Here is a 16,331-nt window from a genome sequence, read left to right on the forward strand (position 1 = left end):
CTTATTTCTCCTTTCCTGAATAGTATTTCTTCGCTAATTTCTTTTCTTTTAGATAAAAATAGACACTCGCCACGACTAAAGCTGTGATTGCGACTGGTATTTGCACCAGTGCCAACTGTCCAAGAGTTACCTCGTAGCCTAAGTCTTTTAATGTGGATTGTACTAACAAAGCACCGGCCCCACCGATAAATAATACTTGACCAAAGAACCAACAAATATTTTCCATCGCTGAAGACATTCCTTTTAATTCCTCTTCATGTTCGGGATTGACGGTTAATCCTTTTGATTCAACGGTACCTAACGCCATTGGCATGATGATTGGACGTACAAAGCCGGCCACCCCACCAAAACTGACATTGAAAGCTGCAAAGATCATGCGGAAAACACCATAAATATCGATGATCATTCCAGCGGATACCTTCTTGAAACGTTTGATCAACGTTGCAGCAGACTCCTTCAGACCATTGCGTTCTAACGTACCAGTTGCTAACATAATAATAATAAAAATTGCCATTCCTCGGTTATTCACAAAACTTGTACCTAAAGTTTCCAGCATACCTTCTAGTCCTAATCCACCAGTAAATGCGGTCACGACTAACGCAACCATAACGATCAAGATCGAATCTAACTTGAAAGCAAAACCAAGAATAACAATCAGTACGCCTAACAGGCTAAGATAATTTTCCATCTGTTTTCCTCCTAAAAATTACATGATATTTTTTCATTATAAAATAAAATTGATTGAAAATATAGAGAATTCTTACAAAAAAAATAATATATTTTAAAAATTCTGTCAATTCCATAACAACAAATGACTTAGAGTCTTATTTATACTGCCGATTTTCTTGAACTACATAACATTTCTTTACATCTAACTAAGGGATCAAAACTGTAATGTTTGAAACTACTCATAAAAACAAATGAGACGTTTCTGAGACATTAGTCCTCTCTCCCCTAAAACCGAATAAACGACAGGAACAGAAGTAATCTCTTCGAAAAAACAAGACGCCATCCACAAGAATTTGAAGAACAATTTTTGTGGATGGTGCCTTATTTCTTGAGGCTGAACACTTCTGTCCAGACCTCGCCTCATTTGTTTCTTAATGAATAAAAGAAAAAATCAAATAAATGATCCATAAATGTAACGGATAAAACAAGTAAAAAAAGTATTTGTCGAATGCGCGTCCGGTTCCACCTAGTTTTCCATTATAAAGAATGATAAATGGGATGACGGTGACCATCATAAATTCATTATCAAACGTTAAAAATTGATACAATGATTGATAATCAGGCATTTGTGTGTAGGATAAAATTGCTAGACAAAATAAAATCAGCGTATACACAAAAATACCTAGAACCAATTTCCCTCGTTCTTTTTTCTCGCGGAAGAAATACATCAGCAACAACATTGGAACTAAATACAGACCACCTTCTGAAAAAGCAATCGTGATCATGACCAATAAAAGTGCTACTGCTACGAGCATTCCTTTTCTCCAAAGTGTTTTTCCTTTTATTGTAGAAAGAAGCCACATCAAGCAAAACAGCAAAAATAATGTCAAAAAGATATTATGTGGACCTAAAAATAAATAATAGTTTGGCTGATGATTATATTCACTGATGTAATTTCCTGTTAATAAATGATAGATGATATTTCCAATCGCTACTACGAATGCAGCTATTCCTAATCGTTTCGCATACTGATATTTACTATGCGTATACTTGAAACCTTCAACTAATAAAAATACAAATAATGGCGCAACAAAACGTCCCAACCACGAGACCCAAATTGGTAACCCTAATTGCATCCCGAAATAACTGTTGATATGATCAACGACCATAAAAACAATTGCTATCCATTTCAATTGATAGCTCGTCAACCCTTTCACTCTCATATATTCCCTCCATTTTTTTATGCCTCAAGGAATAAGTATAGGCAATCACTACCTATTTCGACCATCTTTCTCTCAACTTTTTCTCTTACAAAATTGTTTGTTTGGATCATCATTAAAACAAAATCTGCCTCAATGTGTCAAAATGTGACAACGTAACCATTCCTCTTCACTGAAATGAAACGAACAATCGCGGAAAAACGTTGTGAGAAAGTCACGTATCGTTTTTACTAAACAATCAGTGAATAGGCAGCATGAAAAAACACCTAAGAAATGACCTGAATCGGGTCGATCTCTTAGATGCTTTTTGAGTGATACAAAAGAATGGGTTTCAACTTTTGTGCGTTTTATAAATGCAATACTCCAGTTGCAAATAATGCCAATGCCACTACTCCAAAAATCGATACTAACGAAAGCAATAAATAATCAAGTTTTGTCTGTGGAACAGCTTGCTGTTTTTCTTTTCTTGCTTTGAGATAAAATAAGATACCTGGTAAAAATAATACAAGAACGAGCATCACTTCATTGAAAGCGACAAATAGCATTGCCCAAATTTGAAAAGCACTTGCTAATGAGCCAACCAAGAACTGGACCCATTCTTTTCTTTGATAAGATAGTTTCATTTGATACAATCCTAAGAATAACCACGTAAAGAAGATCGCTGCTGTTCCGAGGGTATAAGCAAAGTTATAGGCACTATCTGTAAACAGTAGCGAAAGTAAAAAGACATTTGTACATAAAGTCGTTAATACAATCGCATATGTCGGTGCGCCCTTTTTATTGACTTTTCCCCAACGCGCTGGCAATAAGCCGTCATCCGCCATATTGCGCATCGTTTCAATGGGTAAAATCGTCCAAGATAACCATACACCGACCAAGGAAATGATCAGTCCACCATTGATCACGACAGCTCCCCATTTACCAACCATCATCTCAAACACATAGCCCATTGCTGGTTGCGTTTGGATTGTTTGGAGTTCTTCCATCGTCATCGTACCGTAAGGCAACATCGAAACTAAAACATAGATCACGATCAATCCAAAAATTCCTAAGATCGTGGCTTTTCCGACATCTGATTTTTTCTTCGCTCGTGAACCCACCACAGATGCACCTTCAATTCCAACAAATACCCAAAGCATCACCATGATACAACTTAGGATTTGACTTGAGAAAGGAATCGACTGTCCATTGGCATTCAAGATGATATCACTTGAAAAATTATTGATGAATTGTTGCAATGAGAACGTGCTGATAGCAACAATGATAAATAAAAATAGCGGAACTAATTTACAAATTGTCACGATTGCATTGACGTAACTGGCATTTTCGACTCCTCGATTGACGAGCCAAGCATATCCCCACAAAAATATAGTACTGACGATGACCGAGGCGACATTTTGCCCCCCATCGAATACTGGAAAGAAATAGCCCAACGCACTCATCAATAGCGTAGCAAATGCCACGTTTCCTAACCAGCAGGTCAGCCAATAGCCCCACCCACTGATGAATCCCGAAAATCGACCAAAGCCAGCTTCGGCATAGCTAAAAATACCACCTTCTAATTCTGGACGTTTCTTATTGATATTATTGATTGACAAAGAGAGCATCATCATGGACGTCCCAACTAATACCCAGCTGAACAATGCTGGGCCACCAGCCGATCCTGAGATGTCGGTCATAATACCGAAAACGCCACCTCCAATCGCTGACCCAATCACTAAGGCCGCTAGTGGGATCAATCCAATACCTTTTTTCTGTTGCTCTGTGTCCATGTACGCATCCTCCAAAATAAACCGCTTTTATGCAAAGTATAGCAAAACTTCGTTTCATTTATTTTTTTCTAAAAAATTCTAATTGAAATTTAATTGTAACTATTTTTTTCTAATTATACAAGGAAAGCGACCGCTTCTCTTCCTCTTCTTATCTACCCAAAAAACAAAAAAATGCTATACTGGATAAGAATGATTGGAGGACGATATCATGAATATCTTATATATCTCAATTTCTGGTAACACCCGAGGATTCGTCAAAAAATTAGCAGCATTTGCTGTGGAACAACGTGAAAAAGATGCTTCACTTCCCTTAGTCCACTTGAAAGAGATCCATGAAAATAGCGACTTTGAAAAAGAAACTAAACCTTTCTTTGTGTTTGTGCCAACCTATCTAGAAGGAGGCAATGGCATTGACAGTGGTGACCAAGAAATTTTGACAGAAACCATGCGAGAATACTTGGAATATCAAGAAAATCATGCGCTTTGTCTTGGTGTTGTCGGTAGCGGAAATAAAAATTTTAACTATCAATATTGTTTGACAGCGAAACAATATGCTGAACAATTCGGCTTTCCTATGATAGAAGATTATGAATTACGTGGTACACCAATAGATGTTGAAAGAATCTACCATGCCTTAGTTCAACGATATAGAGCTTAATAAAAAGCGCAAAATCCTTTGATTTTGCGCTTTTTATTATTTTACACTTTCCACATCCATCACGGGTGTTTTTGCTGTTACTTCACCTGTATGTGTTAAAACAAACGTTAGGACATGTTCCATATTTGTCAGGAGAACCATCATAGCGGTTTCTTTTCCTGCCTCTTTGATCGCAGCTAGATCCACGTCCGCTATCATCGTATCTTTTGTGACAGCTTGTCCTTCACTCACTTTTATATCAAATGGCGTCCCACCTAGTTCCACAGTATTGACTCCCATGTGGATTAATAGCTCTAACCCATCAGCTGTTGTTAATCCGATGGCATGTTTCGTTGGGAAAATAGAGCTGATGATCCCAGAAGTTGGCGCATAGATATGACCATTCGTTGGTTCAACAAAATACCCTTCTCCCATCATCTTTTGAGCAAATACAGGATCACTCGCTTGTTCGATTGATTGCACTGTACCATCTGCTACTGCACATAATTGAACGGCTTGTGTTTGATTTGTTGAGTCAGTACTTGATGCTGTATAAACAGGTGCTTCTTCTGCTAATTCTTCTTTCGCTAATTGTTCTTTAGGAATCCCGAAAAAGAAAGTAGCTAAGAATCCGCCCGCATAAGCAGCTAATAATCCAAGGACGTAGCCAAACCATTTGCCATCTGAAATCAAAGGAATCAACGCTGCGCCAGAAGGTCCAATAGCAATGGCACCAATATTCCCGATCAAGCCAATCACCGCACCACCGATACCGCCTCCAATACAAGCAGTAATGAATGGACGACCTAAAGGCAATGTTACCCCATAGATCAATGGTTCACCAATCCCTAAAATCCCTACAGGTAACGCACCTTTGATCATTTCAGTCAATTCTTTGTCTTTCTTACAACGTACCCATAAAGCAAGCGCAGCACCAACTTGTCCAGCTCCTGCCATTGCTAAAATAGGCAATAATAATGTACGTCCTGTTTCATCGATCATTTGCACATGGATCGGAGTCAATATTTGATGCAAACCAAACATGACCATCGGTAAGAATAATGTACCTAATACAAATCCTGAGAAGGCACCACCCACACTAAGTACCCAATTGATCCCTCCTACCATACCATCTGAGATAAAACCAGCTAATGGCATGATCAAGAAAATCTCGATCAGCCCGATGACAATCAATGAAAGTGTTGGTGTCACAATGATGTCTACTGCATCAGGAACGATTTTGTGTAATTTCTTTTCAACGATCGAAAGCAACCAGACCGCAAAGATCACTCCGATGATCCCACCTTGTCCGGCAGCAAGTGGGGTTCCAGTAAACAGGTTCGTCAAAGGAGCTTCTGGATTCATCCCTGTCAACATGACAACCGCACCGATTACTCCACCAAGTGTTGGCGTTGCGCCAAATACTTGAGCGGCATTGATCCCAGTATAGATGACAAGATAACTAAACATCCCATTTTTAAGAATGTTCATGATGTCGATGTACTGTTGCCATGATGCGCCATCGATGGTTCCGGCTGTCACAAGGTTTGTCAATACTGCGGCAATCCCTGCAACGATCCCTGTACCAACAAAAGCTGGAATCATTGGGACAAATATATTCGAGATATCTTTTAAAATAGATTTGATTTTTGACGGTTTTTGTTTTGATTTTTGTACGTTCTTCATCTCTTGGGCACGTTCGTTGACCTTGTCTTTCCCTGATAAACCAGTTGTAACATTAGGGTTTCCAGGAATTTTTTCACCTAGTTTGACTCCTGCTTGGTCAACCATTTCTTGTGCGACTTTGTTTACTTTCCCTGGTCCGATGATGACTTGTAACTGTTCGTCCTCAACTACCCCTAACACGCCCGGTATCGCTTTCAATTTCGCTACGTCGACCAACGATTCATCAATGACCTTCATCCGAACCCGTGTCATGCAATGGACAACGCTGTCTACGTTGCCCATGCCACCAGCCCCAGCATAAATTTGTTTTGCCAGTTCTGTCAAAGTCAATTCATTTTTTGCCATTTCCTTTTCCCCCTTACAACGTTCGTTTTACAAAGCCGTCTGCCTCAGCTAGTTTTCTTTTTGCTGTCTCTTTGTCACTATTCGTCAATAACATAACGATCGCTAGTTTAACATTTTGTTCCGCTTCATAAAAGTATTTTTCTGCTGTTTCATAATCCACTTCTGTTGCTTCCATGATGATTCGCTTTGAACGTTCGACTAATTTGTCATTTGTTGGCTTGACATCGACCATTAGATTATTGAATACTTTTCCGATACCGATCATACTGATTGTAGAAATCATATTTAAAATCAATTTCTGTGCAGTTCCAGATTTTAAACGTGTCGAACCTGTTAAAAATTCTGGTCCGGCATCTACCTCAATAGGAAAATCAGCATGTTGACTGATTTCAGCTTCTTTATTACAAGAAATCGTGGCCGTCTTTGCGCCGATTGAACGAGCATAGTCTAAGCCACCAATCACATAAGGCGTGCGACCGCTAGCCGCGATACCTACGACCAAATCATTTTCCGTCAAGTTCAACTGGATCAAATCTTCTTTCCCTAACTCAAGTGAATCCTCTGCACCTTCAACTGCGACAGTCATAGCCGCTTCACCACCTGCAATCAAACCAACGACCATTTCAGGCTCTACACCAAATGTAGGAACACACTCGGCTGCATCCAGTACACCCAATCGTCCACTTGTGCCAGCGCCCATGTAGATCAAGCGTCCATTTTTTTTGAAAGAAACAATCGCGGCTTCAATCACTGGTTCAATACTTGGTAGTTCTTTTGCGATAGCTGCCGCCACTTCATGATCTTCTTGATTCATCAAGCGAGCGGCTTCAGAAACACTCATCTCATCCAAACCAAATGTCTTTTGATTTCTACGTTCCGTTGTTAATTTATCTAAATCGATCGTCATTTCTCAATTCCTTCTTTACATTTAAATTTATAAATCATTCCTGCATGGATTTGTTGGATCAATGGCAAATCAGCCGAGATCACTCGTGCCACACAATTGACTTTTTCATCTGCTGGTAAATCTTCTTTCATTAGTTGGATTTCACCCATATAGCGAAGATACGCTTCATTATCTAACGTGACCGTACCTATTTTCCGTTCATCTGTTAGTCGAGCAGGAATAGGAGGGATTTCTCTAAATCGTGCATCTGCACTACGTACCACAGCTTTAGCTTCATCTTGTCGATTCGTATGTGTACCTAAAATGATTGGACCAAATGTTGGGTCCAACAATGTCACATGCAATAAGATACCACCTGTTTCTTTATAATACGAAAATTGTTCCTGCGTGGTCAGCGATAGCCCACCGTCACCAATATAGATCAGATCCGTTCCACATGAAGCTAAGTCTAGCGCTGCTGCCAAAGGATGTTGGTAACGATGTTCTTCCAATGTTGGAAGTCCTTTGTATAAAGGCCCTCTCAACACTTCATCTCCTGGTACAAATCCTTGAATCGTAAATCCTTGTTCTGCTAACCATTGATTTTTTCTTTGGTACCACGATTTGTCTAACCCTGTTTCTGGGCGCGGATAATAATTGTGCCAAGCTTCCATCTGAGTAAAATCAGCACCTGCTTCTTTTAATTCTTGCACATCTTGTTCAGTGATCGTGCTTGCATTCAAACTGATTTTCAATTGATGAGACCACTTCGCAATCTGTTGGTTCGACAGGTGATAATCCATCCGCAGACCTGTCACACCAATCTCTTTTAATGGCTCAAGATTTTCTAAGGAGAACCCTGCCAACTCTAATGCCTTACCCGATATATCTACCATCAACTCTAATCCGGTTGCTTTTGCTTCTTGGCCAAGTTCAGTCAAACGCCTTTTATAAGCTGAAGGATCATCTTCTGGAATATGCATGGATGTAAAGATACCAATAAATCCCTTCTCTGCCATTTCATGGATATACGTTTTCGTTTCTTCGGACAACTCTTGATTCATAAATACAGAAAAACCAAACATGTACTCTCCCCCTTACCATGTATCCGCATTCATTTATAAATTGATTATACTTCGTATGAAATAATTTTTCAACATAAATATAAAATATATTAAATTTCATTTCTTGGTAGTGTAAAAAAAAACGAATCAATGAATTCATCTAAGCAACTAATCCAAAAAAGCCGAAAATAGTCCAACCTATTTTCGGCTTTTATAGATTATTCAGTTGATCAGTTCTGACAGAATCCTTTAATCAATTTATGTAGAATAAGTTTTTTGTGTTTCTTTGACTAACCTTTGTCTAAGGCTTTTTCTTGTTCGTCTAAAGCTAGCGACACTTTGTTGCCAAATTGCCCTTTGAGGGTCTCCTTCAATCCTGTACCTGCTGAAGAAATCGTGCGTTTTGCTCTATTTGTCTCATTCTTCCCAGATTGATTTGTCGTTCTTATTTTCAATCCCTTCTCACTTTTCAGCGCGATTCCAAGTGAACGAGTTAAGCATTTCTCCATATCTTTCTGATATTTCTCCCACCATTGATCAATCGTTTCAATCATTTCAAACATCTCAAAACCTCCATTCTTTTTAATCCAATTGTGCCAGTTTCTTACGATAGACCTGCTCGTTATCTTCTAGGTCAAGCTGGATTTTCTTTCGTTGATGGCGCAATTCCGTCGACAGATTCTCTTCTAAACGAGAAATCATGATACGTCCATAGTCAAAGGCCTCTTGTGGTTCAGAAAAAGAGTGCAAAATCAATCGGAGATCTTTGTAAGTTGCTTCCGCTAGCTCATGGACTTTTCTTTCTGTTGCAATCAATGCTTCTTCTTGCTCTGATAACCCTCGTTTCGTTGCTTGATATGTTTCATAAAGCTGTATTTCCTGACTCAATTTTCCTCTCCTCCTTTTATACACCAAACAATTGATTCGCTAATTCTTTGTCATTTGTCACCATTTCATTGATTTTTCGGGTGATTTCATCGGCGAGCGTTTGAAACTGTTCCGACATCTGATCGATCTGGCGGATTTTATCTCTAAATTCCTGTGTTGGCTCATCGACAATCTTCCATTTTGTACAATTAACTTCGGCTAATGTTTCAATTACCTCGTTGTACGTCAAATGTGGCGTATAATTGCGTACTCTTCCCAACCAGTCATTCCATAACTCTTCCAACTCCGTGATCCCGTTTTGGTAAATCACGCGAACATTGCTCATCGCCTCATCAAATTTACTTGCTGCGGTCCGTACTACAGCTAATGCTTGGCTATCCTCTAAATAAATTTTTTCTGATTGAGAAAGTCCGCCGCCACTTGCAGTCAGCTTCTTACCTAACTCTTTTAAGGTCAAGAATTCTTTGATTTGAACCTTGAGCCACTCATTTTCTTCTTTCAAACGCTTGATTTCATCTAGCGTATGTTCGCCACTGACTGCTAGTAGTTTGATCATTGCTTCGTTTTCCAAAAGCGTTTGTTGCCACAAAGTTGGGGCTAACAAGATCCCCCCATTGCCATCGACGTATACGATGATCTGTCCATGCTTATCGATATAATTTCCTTCTTTATCAACCCTGAATTGATCCAATGAATGCCCTGCTGTTTGCCACCCCGGGTTATCAATCCCAAAACTATTGATTGGAAGCATCCCTTTCCCACCAGTGAAAAGCCCACTCGTGACGACATCCGAAGTGTCGTAGATATTGATCAGGGTACCGTTGTGATTATCGAATAAGGCTTGTGCAAGCCCTGGTCCTGCCGCGCCGTACGTCACACTATCATAACCATTGATCGCTGCGACAAAAAGTGCTTTAGCGCCACCTAATGAGTGTCCTGTCGTTGAGATCGTATAGCCATCTGATTTGGGATACTGCTTTTCAATTTCACGGGCATAGTTCAAGGCAGAAGCAAATGCACCATTTGAGTGTTTATTACTTCGACCAATTTCCTCAAGGTTAGTATGCCAATCTTTGAGCGAAGTCGTGCCAGCATAGGCAATCGTCAGGTTTTTGGTGATGACGGAGTCGGGAAAGCCAGGTACTTTTTTTAATTCATCATGATTAAGTTTTTTGAATTCATCTTTAATTTCTGCTACTACCATTGCCTGTGTACTATTTTTCTTTGGTTTAGTTTCAGTACCGATTATGTTTTTATCGGTATCTATTGTATTTATAACAATATAGTTTTCATTTCTGTTTATCCTATCACCTACGACTAGATTACCATTTTCAACTTGATATACTTCATCTGAGAATCTTCTATTTTGATCCATTGAATTATATCCCTCCATTGTAAAATAAAATCTCTATTTCGTTTAGTTGATGATTGGGATATTCTAGCTCTTCTAAATAGTATTTATTACCAGGTTTAGTTTTACCTGAATCGATATCATAAATCCATTTATCAGTTTCAGCAGACTTGACACCTAATGTAGCAATTTGCTTATTTGAATCATTTATCAAAAAATGTACTTCTAAAAAATTCATTGGACTTACTGTATATCCAGTAAATTCTATTTTGTCTATATCTATATATTTCCTAACACTTACTACTTTTTCTACATATTCTTCTGTTGTCAAATCCCCATTACTATATTCTTGTGTAAACCTATCAGTTTCCTCATCATTGGTTGTATATAATCGATAGTTATTGTATACATAATTCGCCAGATCTTTCTGTATTTCCAGCAATTCTTGACGATCTCCTTCTCTTTTATCCATATACATTTTTCCTCCAATTCCTCCTAAAATAATTACTACTAATACACCTAACCAAAGTCGTTTCTTCATAGCTCCTCCTTTCAGATTCTATCTTGTTCTATATATGTTCAGACTAAGCTTCTCGCTTATTCTGGAATTTTTATGTAATATATATTTTTTTCATAGTTATGTACTTCTACAATAAAAGATAATTATATGAATAGGTAATACGTCATAACCGTTGATTTCTCTCACCAATTTCCTCAAGGTTTGTATGCCAATCTTTGAGCGAAGTCGTGCCAGCATAGGCAATCGTAAGGTTTTTGGTGATGACGGAGTCGGGGAAGCCAGGTACTTTTTTTAATTGCTCTTCATTGTACCCAAGATATTCCTCTTTTATTTTAGCAACTACCATTGCTTGCATACTATTTTTCTTTGGCTTAGATTCATTGCCGATTTTGTCTTTATTTGTATCTATTGTATCTATAACGATAAATTGAGTCCCTTTTACTAGTTTACCGATTTTTACTAGACCGTTTTCGATACGATATACAAATTTAGATATCTTTCTATTTTGGTCCATTAGTCTATCCCTCCCCTATAGTATATAATTTGATCATCAGGGAGTACAAGTTGAGTTTTTGCTTCTTTTTCAGTGATATAATAGGGACCTTCACCTGTACTATTAGTTATTGTATAAATGAACTTGTCTATTTCTGCTGACCTTGTATCTAACCATACTTCTTCTTGATAGACATCATTAACTGTGAAATAGATAATTAATGAATTCATTGGATCAATGGAATATCCAGTAAATTCAATTTTAGTTATCTCCTCATATTCTCTGACCTCCAACAATGCTTTCAAATATTCTTCCGTTGTCATTTCACCTTGTCCGCGGTCATACTTTCTGAAAATTTCTTCTTCTTTCTCCCGATTGTTTACATAGAGACGATAATTATTATATACATAATTCGCCAGATCTTTCTGTATTTCCAACAGTTCTTGACGATCTCCTTCTCTTTTATCCATATACATTTTTCCTCCAATTCCTCCTAAAATAATTACTACTAATACACCTAACCAAAGTCGTTTCTTCATAGCTCCTCCTTTCAGATTCTATCTTGTTCTATATATGTTCAGACTAAGCTTCTCGCTTATTCTGGAATTTTTATGTAATATATATTTTTTTCATAGTTATGTACTTCTACAATAAAAGATAATTATATGAATAGGTAATACGTCATAACCGTTGATTTCTCTCACCAATTTCCTCAAGGTTTGTATGCCAATCTTTGAGCGAAGTCGTGCCAGCATAGGCAATCGTCAGGTTTCTGGTAATGACGGAATCGGGAAAGCCAGGTACTTTTCTTAATTCATTATCACTAAGTTTTTTGAATTCATCTTTAATTTCTGCTACTACCATTGCCTGCATACTGTTTTTCTTTGGCTGGGATTCATTACCGATTTTGTCTTTATAAGTTCCTATAACGATATAGTTTGTTCCAAGAGGTTTATCGCCATAATTTACCTTGCCACTTTCTAATTGATATATAAATTTAGATAAGTATCTATTTTGATCCATTAATTTATTCCTCCTGTATAATAAACAATTTGTTCATCTGAGATATCTAGTTTTTTTTCTTCCTTTCTTTCATCAATAAAATACGGTCCTTTACCTCTACCACCAGTTATTCTGTAAATAAACTTGTCTGTTTCTGCCGATCTCGTATCTAACCATACTTCTTCTCGATAGACATCATTTAATGTGAAATAGATAATTAATGAATTCATTGGGTCAATAGAATATCCAGTAAATTCTATTTTGTCTATATCTATATATTTCCTAACACTTACAACTTTTTCTATATATTCTTCAGTTGTCAAATCCCCATTACTATATTCTTGTGTAAACCTATCAGTTTCCTCATCATTGGTTGTATATAACCGATAGTTATTGTACATATAATTCGCCAAATCTTTCTGTATTTCCAGCAATTCTTGACGATCTCCTTCTCTTTTATCCATATACATTTTTCCTCCAATTCCTCCTAAAATAATTACCACTAATACACCTAACCAAAGTCGTTTCTTCATATACGCTCCTTTATCTATGAATATCTGTTCCCTCATATTATTTTCTATCATAGGGTTACTCTCTTTTTTGTTATATACGTTTTTTCACTCAATTGTTTTTATGTAAAACTTCTCACTATGCCTATGGTCGTATCACTAAGGATTGATATCGGATGTTTTTTAATGAAAAAAGACATCTAAAACAGAAGGATTTCTGCTTTAGATGTCTTTATGACTATAAGATTATTCGCTAACTGTTACGTCGCCTGTTACTGATGCGTCGTTTTCGTCAAGTTTTGCTGAATCTTGGTATTCTTGTTTTTCAAATGTTACGTTACCCTCTACTTTTGCTCCGTCTAATACAAAGCCGTTCGCTTTTACAAGTACGTCACCTTTGATTGTTCCGTGAACGATATTTGTGTTTTCTGATTCAACGATCAATGTTGGAACAGTGATTGTGTATTCAGCAGTTACGTTACGGTCATCGTCTTGTGAGTACAAAGCAATTTTACGGTAGATGTCTGCACTTGCATCATCTTTGTCATGGAATTCGCCTGCGATAGTTACATCATTTGAGAATGTCACATCACCTGTTGCTGCAACGATCCAGTTACCGTCAGCTGACATTGCTTTTTCTAAAACAGCTGGATCATCACTGATTGAAGCTGTTGATACAACATCTGCTGAACTTTCTGTTGTACTTACTTCTGTTGTTGATGAAGCTGAACTAGAATTAGATGAATCATTGTTGTCAGCACCACAAGCTCCTAAAGCCAAAAGTGCTGTTGCTGTTAAACCTAATAAAGATAATTTTTTTGATAACATTAAATTTCTTCCTCTCTTTTTGTATTCCTATGAAATTATACCATGAAAGCGTACTTATGTGAAATAATCTTCATGAAAAGAAAAAATATTTTATATAGTAGAAAATTTACGATAACATCCTCTAGTTATTCTTGTTACGCCAAGAATAAAAACAGCTAGTCAAAGGTAACTAATTCCGTATTTTCAACAAAAAAGTCAAAGAATGTGTCATTTGCCATCGGATGAAAATAGGCATTGATGATTCGGATCAGTGCATTATGGCAAACAAGCAAGTAGACATTGTCCTCATCTTCTAAGCACTCTTTCAATAAAGGAGTGATCCGTGCATACACATCTAAAACCGATTCCCCATTTGGAAAACGTACCGCAAAATTTTGGCGTGCACGTTGAAAGTCTTCGTCTTCGCTAGGACGCCCATCATAATCCCCAAAATCCATCTCGATCAGTCGTTCATCCACTGTCATAGGTAGATTGACTTTTTTGGCTACCGCTTGTGCCGTATCTCTTGCGCGTTGCAAAGGGGAATGGATGATCTTGGTGATCGGTATTTCCAAGTTTACAACTTTTTCAGCGAGTTTTTCTGCTTGTTGTTTACCTTTTTCTGTTAATTCGATGTCTGCATGGCCACAAACTAAGCCTTGAGCATTCCAAGTCGTTTCGCCATGTCTAGTAATATATAACATTAGATAACTCTCCTTTATTTTATGCTCTTTCAATTTTATCATACAATTTCAGTCCAAATGGATCATCTGCTTGGAGTCGACGACGTTCGATTAGCCTTAGTGATTCAAATGTGTGTTTCTCTTCTTCTCAAGTCGATTCTTTTCGTTGCGACTTTTTCTAAGAATCGCTGGTCATGGTCGACGATCAACATCGCTGGTTTGACTTGTACTAAAAGCTGCTCGATTTGTTCTTGATTGAACACGTCCAGATAATTCAATGGCTCATCCCAGATATAAAGATCTGCGGATTGTGCAAATGATTTGGCTAATTCCACTTTTTTTCTTTGCCCCATACTCATGTTTTCAATGGAGGTATGAAACACGTCTCTTTCCATTCCTAATTTACGAAGATTATTTAAAAAGAGTTCCAAGTCTAGCTGATTCTTTTGCGCAAAATCTGTTAATGTTCCGGTGTTATCTTCATAGTTTTGGCGAACATAACTGATGCTGATTGTTGCCGGACGTGTGACATCCCCCTTGGATTGACCAGTAAATTCCCCAAGTAAATACTGGATGATCGATGATTTACCACTACCATTAGGTCCAGTTATTGCCACACACTCTTGTTGCTCGATGCTAAAGCTGATAGGATCGAATAACATCTCTTCATAGCCTAATTGTAGATTTTCTACTGTCAATAAGCGTTTATGATGCGACTGATTTGGGCACATATTCAATGAATCGATCGACTCTAGATCTTTCAATAATTTCTCTTTCTCACTAATTTGAGTTTCCATCCGATTGACGATCGCTTTTGAACGTTTCATTGTACGAGCAGCATCCGCTCCAATTGCGCCACGATTGACACGCCGTGCTTCGGTATCAATAAAGCCAACACGTTTTTTTGTTTTGTCTCCTTCTCGAGAGTTAGCCCACTCCGCTTTTTCAGCTGCGGTTTTTTTCAAACGTCCGACTTCTTTTTTGATTTTTTGGTTTTGTGCTAACTCAAATTCATCTTTTCTACGCTTTTGTTCTTCGTAGACGGAATAATTTCCTTGATAGATCACTAATTGACTTTTTTCGATGACCAAAAGATGGTCAACGACTTCATCAATAAACTGACGATCATGACTGACAACAATAAACCCTTGTTTTTTCTTATTCAGGTATTCAGCTACTTGCTGACGCCCAATCAAATCTAAGTGATTTGTTGGTTCGTCAATCAGTGGAAAATGTAGCTCATCGGTAAATAAGAGAGCCAGCAATACTTTTGTTTTTTCTCCGCCGGAAAGGGAATCGTAAGGGCGCCAGAGAATTTCCGGATTTGCCTGCATCAACATCAGCTCACGCTCGATCTCCCATAACTCACAATCTGAAACTTCTAACAACACATCATAGGTTAGTCGATTCGTTTCCCTGACCTGTTGTGGAAAATAGACAAATTCTTGTTGATGGGTCACTTGTCCTTGATAAGGTAGTTTGTTTTGCAAAATAGTTAATAACGTCGTTTTGCCACGACCATTTCGACCAATCAGTCCTAATTTCCATGTGGAATCAATATTTAAGTTTGCTTGATCGAATAACAGATCGTCTTGGCTGTCATAGCCAAACGTCAATTGTTTGATTTCGATTTTAGACATTTATCTTCACCTCGTTATAAAAAAGACCAGTCCTATTTTCAGAACTGGTCAAAGAAGATGAGTACAAAAAGAGACCCACTCATTGAAAACAGCCAATTCTGAAAATCTGCATACTATCCCCTTGAACGAACAAGGTATAGTTAAAATGCAGCTTCAACA

17 protein-coding genes and 1 pseudogene are annotated in these 16,331 nt (G+C 37.9%); 1 reads left to right on the top strand and 17 read right to left on the bottom strand.

Features of this window, described 5'->3' with window-relative positions; all coding sequences use genetic code 11:
* Position 1: 1 nt before the first annotated feature.
* From IGK01_RS10335 to IGK01_RS10345, 3 genes are all read right to left on the bottom strand, one after another.
* On the bottom strand, positions 2 to 688 hold the full coding sequence (locus IGK01_RS10335; protein WP_023520114.1) for a DUF969 domain-containing protein: 687 nt from the start codon (positions 686 to 688) through the stop codon (positions 2 to 4).
* Positions 689 to 1,100: 412 nt separating this feature from the next.
* Positions 1,101 to 1,892 (bottom strand): TraX family protein, encoded by a 792-nt coding sequence (locus tag IGK01_RS10340; RefSeq protein WP_153830275.1) that lies wholly within the window; start codon positions 1,890 to 1,892, stop codon positions 1,101 to 1,103.
* Between the two features lie 344 nt (positions 1,893 to 2,236).
* On the bottom strand, positions 2,237 to 3,661 hold the full coding sequence (locus IGK01_RS10345) for a basic amino acid/polyamine antiporter (protein ID WP_153830276.1): 1,425 nt from the start codon (positions 3,659 to 3,661) through the stop codon (positions 2,237 to 2,239).
* A 208-nt stretch (positions 3,662 to 3,869) separates the two neighbouring features.
* On the opposite strand from IGK01_RS10345, the gene nrdI reads away from it, so the two are divergent.
* Positions 3,870 to 4,319, top strand: a complete 450-nt coding sequence (nrdI, locus tag IGK01_RS10350) for a class Ib ribonucleoside-diphosphate reductase assembly flavoprotein NrdI (RefSeq protein ID WP_438840726.1) — start codon at positions 3,870 to 3,872, stop codon at positions 4,317 to 4,319.
* Positions 4,320 to 4,355: 36 nt separating this feature from the next.
* On the opposite strand, the gene IGK01_RS10355 is transcribed toward nrdI, so the two are convergent.
* From IGK01_RS10355 to IGK01_RS10420, 14 genes and pseudogenes are all read right to left on the bottom strand, one after another.
* Positions 4,356 to 6,329: a glucose PTS transporter subunit IIA gene (locus IGK01_RS10355; RefSeq protein ID WP_023520117.1), complete on the bottom strand. Its 1,974-nt coding sequence runs from the start codon at positions 6,327 to 6,329 to the stop codon at positions 4,356 to 4,358.
* A gap of 13 nt (positions 6,330 to 6,342) precedes the next feature.
* Positions 6,343 to 7,236 carry an N-acetylmuramic acid 6-phosphate etherase gene (gene murQ / locus IGK01_RS10360; RefSeq protein ID WP_023520118.1) on the bottom strand — a complete coding sequence of 298 codons (894 nt, stop codon included), beginning with the start codon at positions 7,234 to 7,236 and terminating at the stop codon, positions 6,343 to 6,345.
* Positions 7,233 to 8,300: a DUF871 domain-containing protein gene (locus IGK01_RS10365; protein WP_195339372.1), complete on the bottom strand. Its 1,068-nt coding sequence runs from the start codon at positions 8,298 to 8,300 to the stop codon at positions 7,233 to 7,235. Before IGK01_RS10365 ends, murQ begins: the two co-directional genes overlap by 4 nt.
* Before the next feature lie 269 nt (positions 8,301 to 8,569).
* On the bottom strand, positions 8,570 to 8,842 hold the full coding sequence (locus IGK01_RS10370; RefSeq protein ID WP_010734740.1) for a hypothetical protein: 273 nt from the start codon (positions 8,840 to 8,842) through the stop codon (positions 8,570 to 8,572).
* 19 nt (positions 8,843 to 8,861) lie between these two features.
* The gene (locus IGK01_RS10375) at positions 8,862 to 9,167 is read right to left on the bottom strand and encodes a hypothetical protein (protein WP_438840727.1); all 306 of its coding nucleotides are present in this window, start codon (positions 9,165 to 9,167) and stop codon (positions 8,862 to 8,864) included.
* Positions 9,168 to 9,183: 16 nt separating this feature from the next.
* Entirely contained in the window at positions 9,184 to 10,542 is a 1,359-nt protein-coding gene (locus IGK01_RS10380) for a lipase family protein (RefSeq protein WP_438840728.1), read from the bottom strand.
* A 4-nt stretch (positions 10,543 to 10,546) separates the two neighbouring features.
* Complete coding sequence (locus IGK01_RS10385) at positions 10,547 to 11,059, bottom strand: hypothetical protein (RefSeq protein ID WP_349521549.1); 513 nt, start codon at positions 11,057 to 11,059, stop codon at positions 10,547 to 10,549.
* A gap of 151 nt (positions 11,060 to 11,210) precedes the next feature.
* A pseudogene (locus tag IGK01_RS10390) lies at positions 11,211 to 11,552 on the bottom strand (triacylglycerol lipase); the annotation flags it as partial.
* Complete coding sequence (locus tag IGK01_RS10395; protein ID WP_438840729.1) at positions 11,552 to 12,070, bottom strand: hypothetical protein; 519 nt, start codon at positions 12,068 to 12,070, stop codon at positions 11,552 to 11,554. The gene IGK01_RS10395 and the pseudogene IGK01_RS10390, both read right to left, overlap by 1 nt.
* Before the next feature lie 142 nt (positions 12,071 to 12,212).
* The gene (locus tag IGK01_RS10400; RefSeq protein ID WP_438840730.1) at positions 12,213 to 12,554 is read right to left on the bottom strand and encodes a hypothetical protein; all 342 of its coding nucleotides are present in this window, start codon (positions 12,552 to 12,554) and stop codon (positions 12,213 to 12,215) included.
* Positions 12,554 to 13,066 carry a hypothetical protein gene (locus IGK01_RS10405; RefSeq protein ID WP_438840731.1) on the bottom strand — a complete coding sequence of 171 codons (513 nt, stop codon included), beginning with the start codon at positions 13,064 to 13,066 and terminating at the stop codon, positions 12,554 to 12,556. The genes IGK01_RS10400 and IGK01_RS10405 overlap by 1 nt, the downstream gene beginning before the upstream one ends.
* Positions 13,067 to 13,288: 222 nt before the next feature.
* Positions 13,289 to 13,870 (bottom strand): polymer-forming cytoskeletal protein, encoded by a 582-nt coding sequence (locus IGK01_RS10410; protein WP_019723609.1) that lies wholly within the window; start codon positions 13,868 to 13,870, stop codon positions 13,289 to 13,291.
* 155 nt (positions 13,871 to 14,025) lie between these two features.
* Positions 14,026 to 14,553 carry a histidine phosphatase family protein gene (locus tag IGK01_RS10415; protein WP_409173542.1) on the bottom strand — a complete coding sequence of 176 codons (528 nt, stop codon included), beginning with the start codon at positions 14,551 to 14,553 and terminating at the stop codon, positions 14,026 to 14,028.
* 104 nt (positions 14,554 to 14,657) lie between these two features.
* A complete protein-coding gene (locus IGK01_RS10420; protein WP_438748451.1) occupies positions 14,658 to 16,172 on the bottom strand; it encodes an Lsa family ABC-F type ribosomal protection protein in 1,515 nt (504 codons plus the stop codon).
* Positions 16,173 to 16,331 lie beyond the last annotated feature (159 nt).

The sequence above is a fragment of the Enterococcus sp. AZ080 genome (assembly GCF_051714945.1).
In the GTDB taxonomy this organism is placed as follows: domain Bacteria; phylum Bacillota; class Bacilli; order Lactobacillales; family Enterococcaceae; genus Enterococcus_B; species Enterococcus_B pernyi.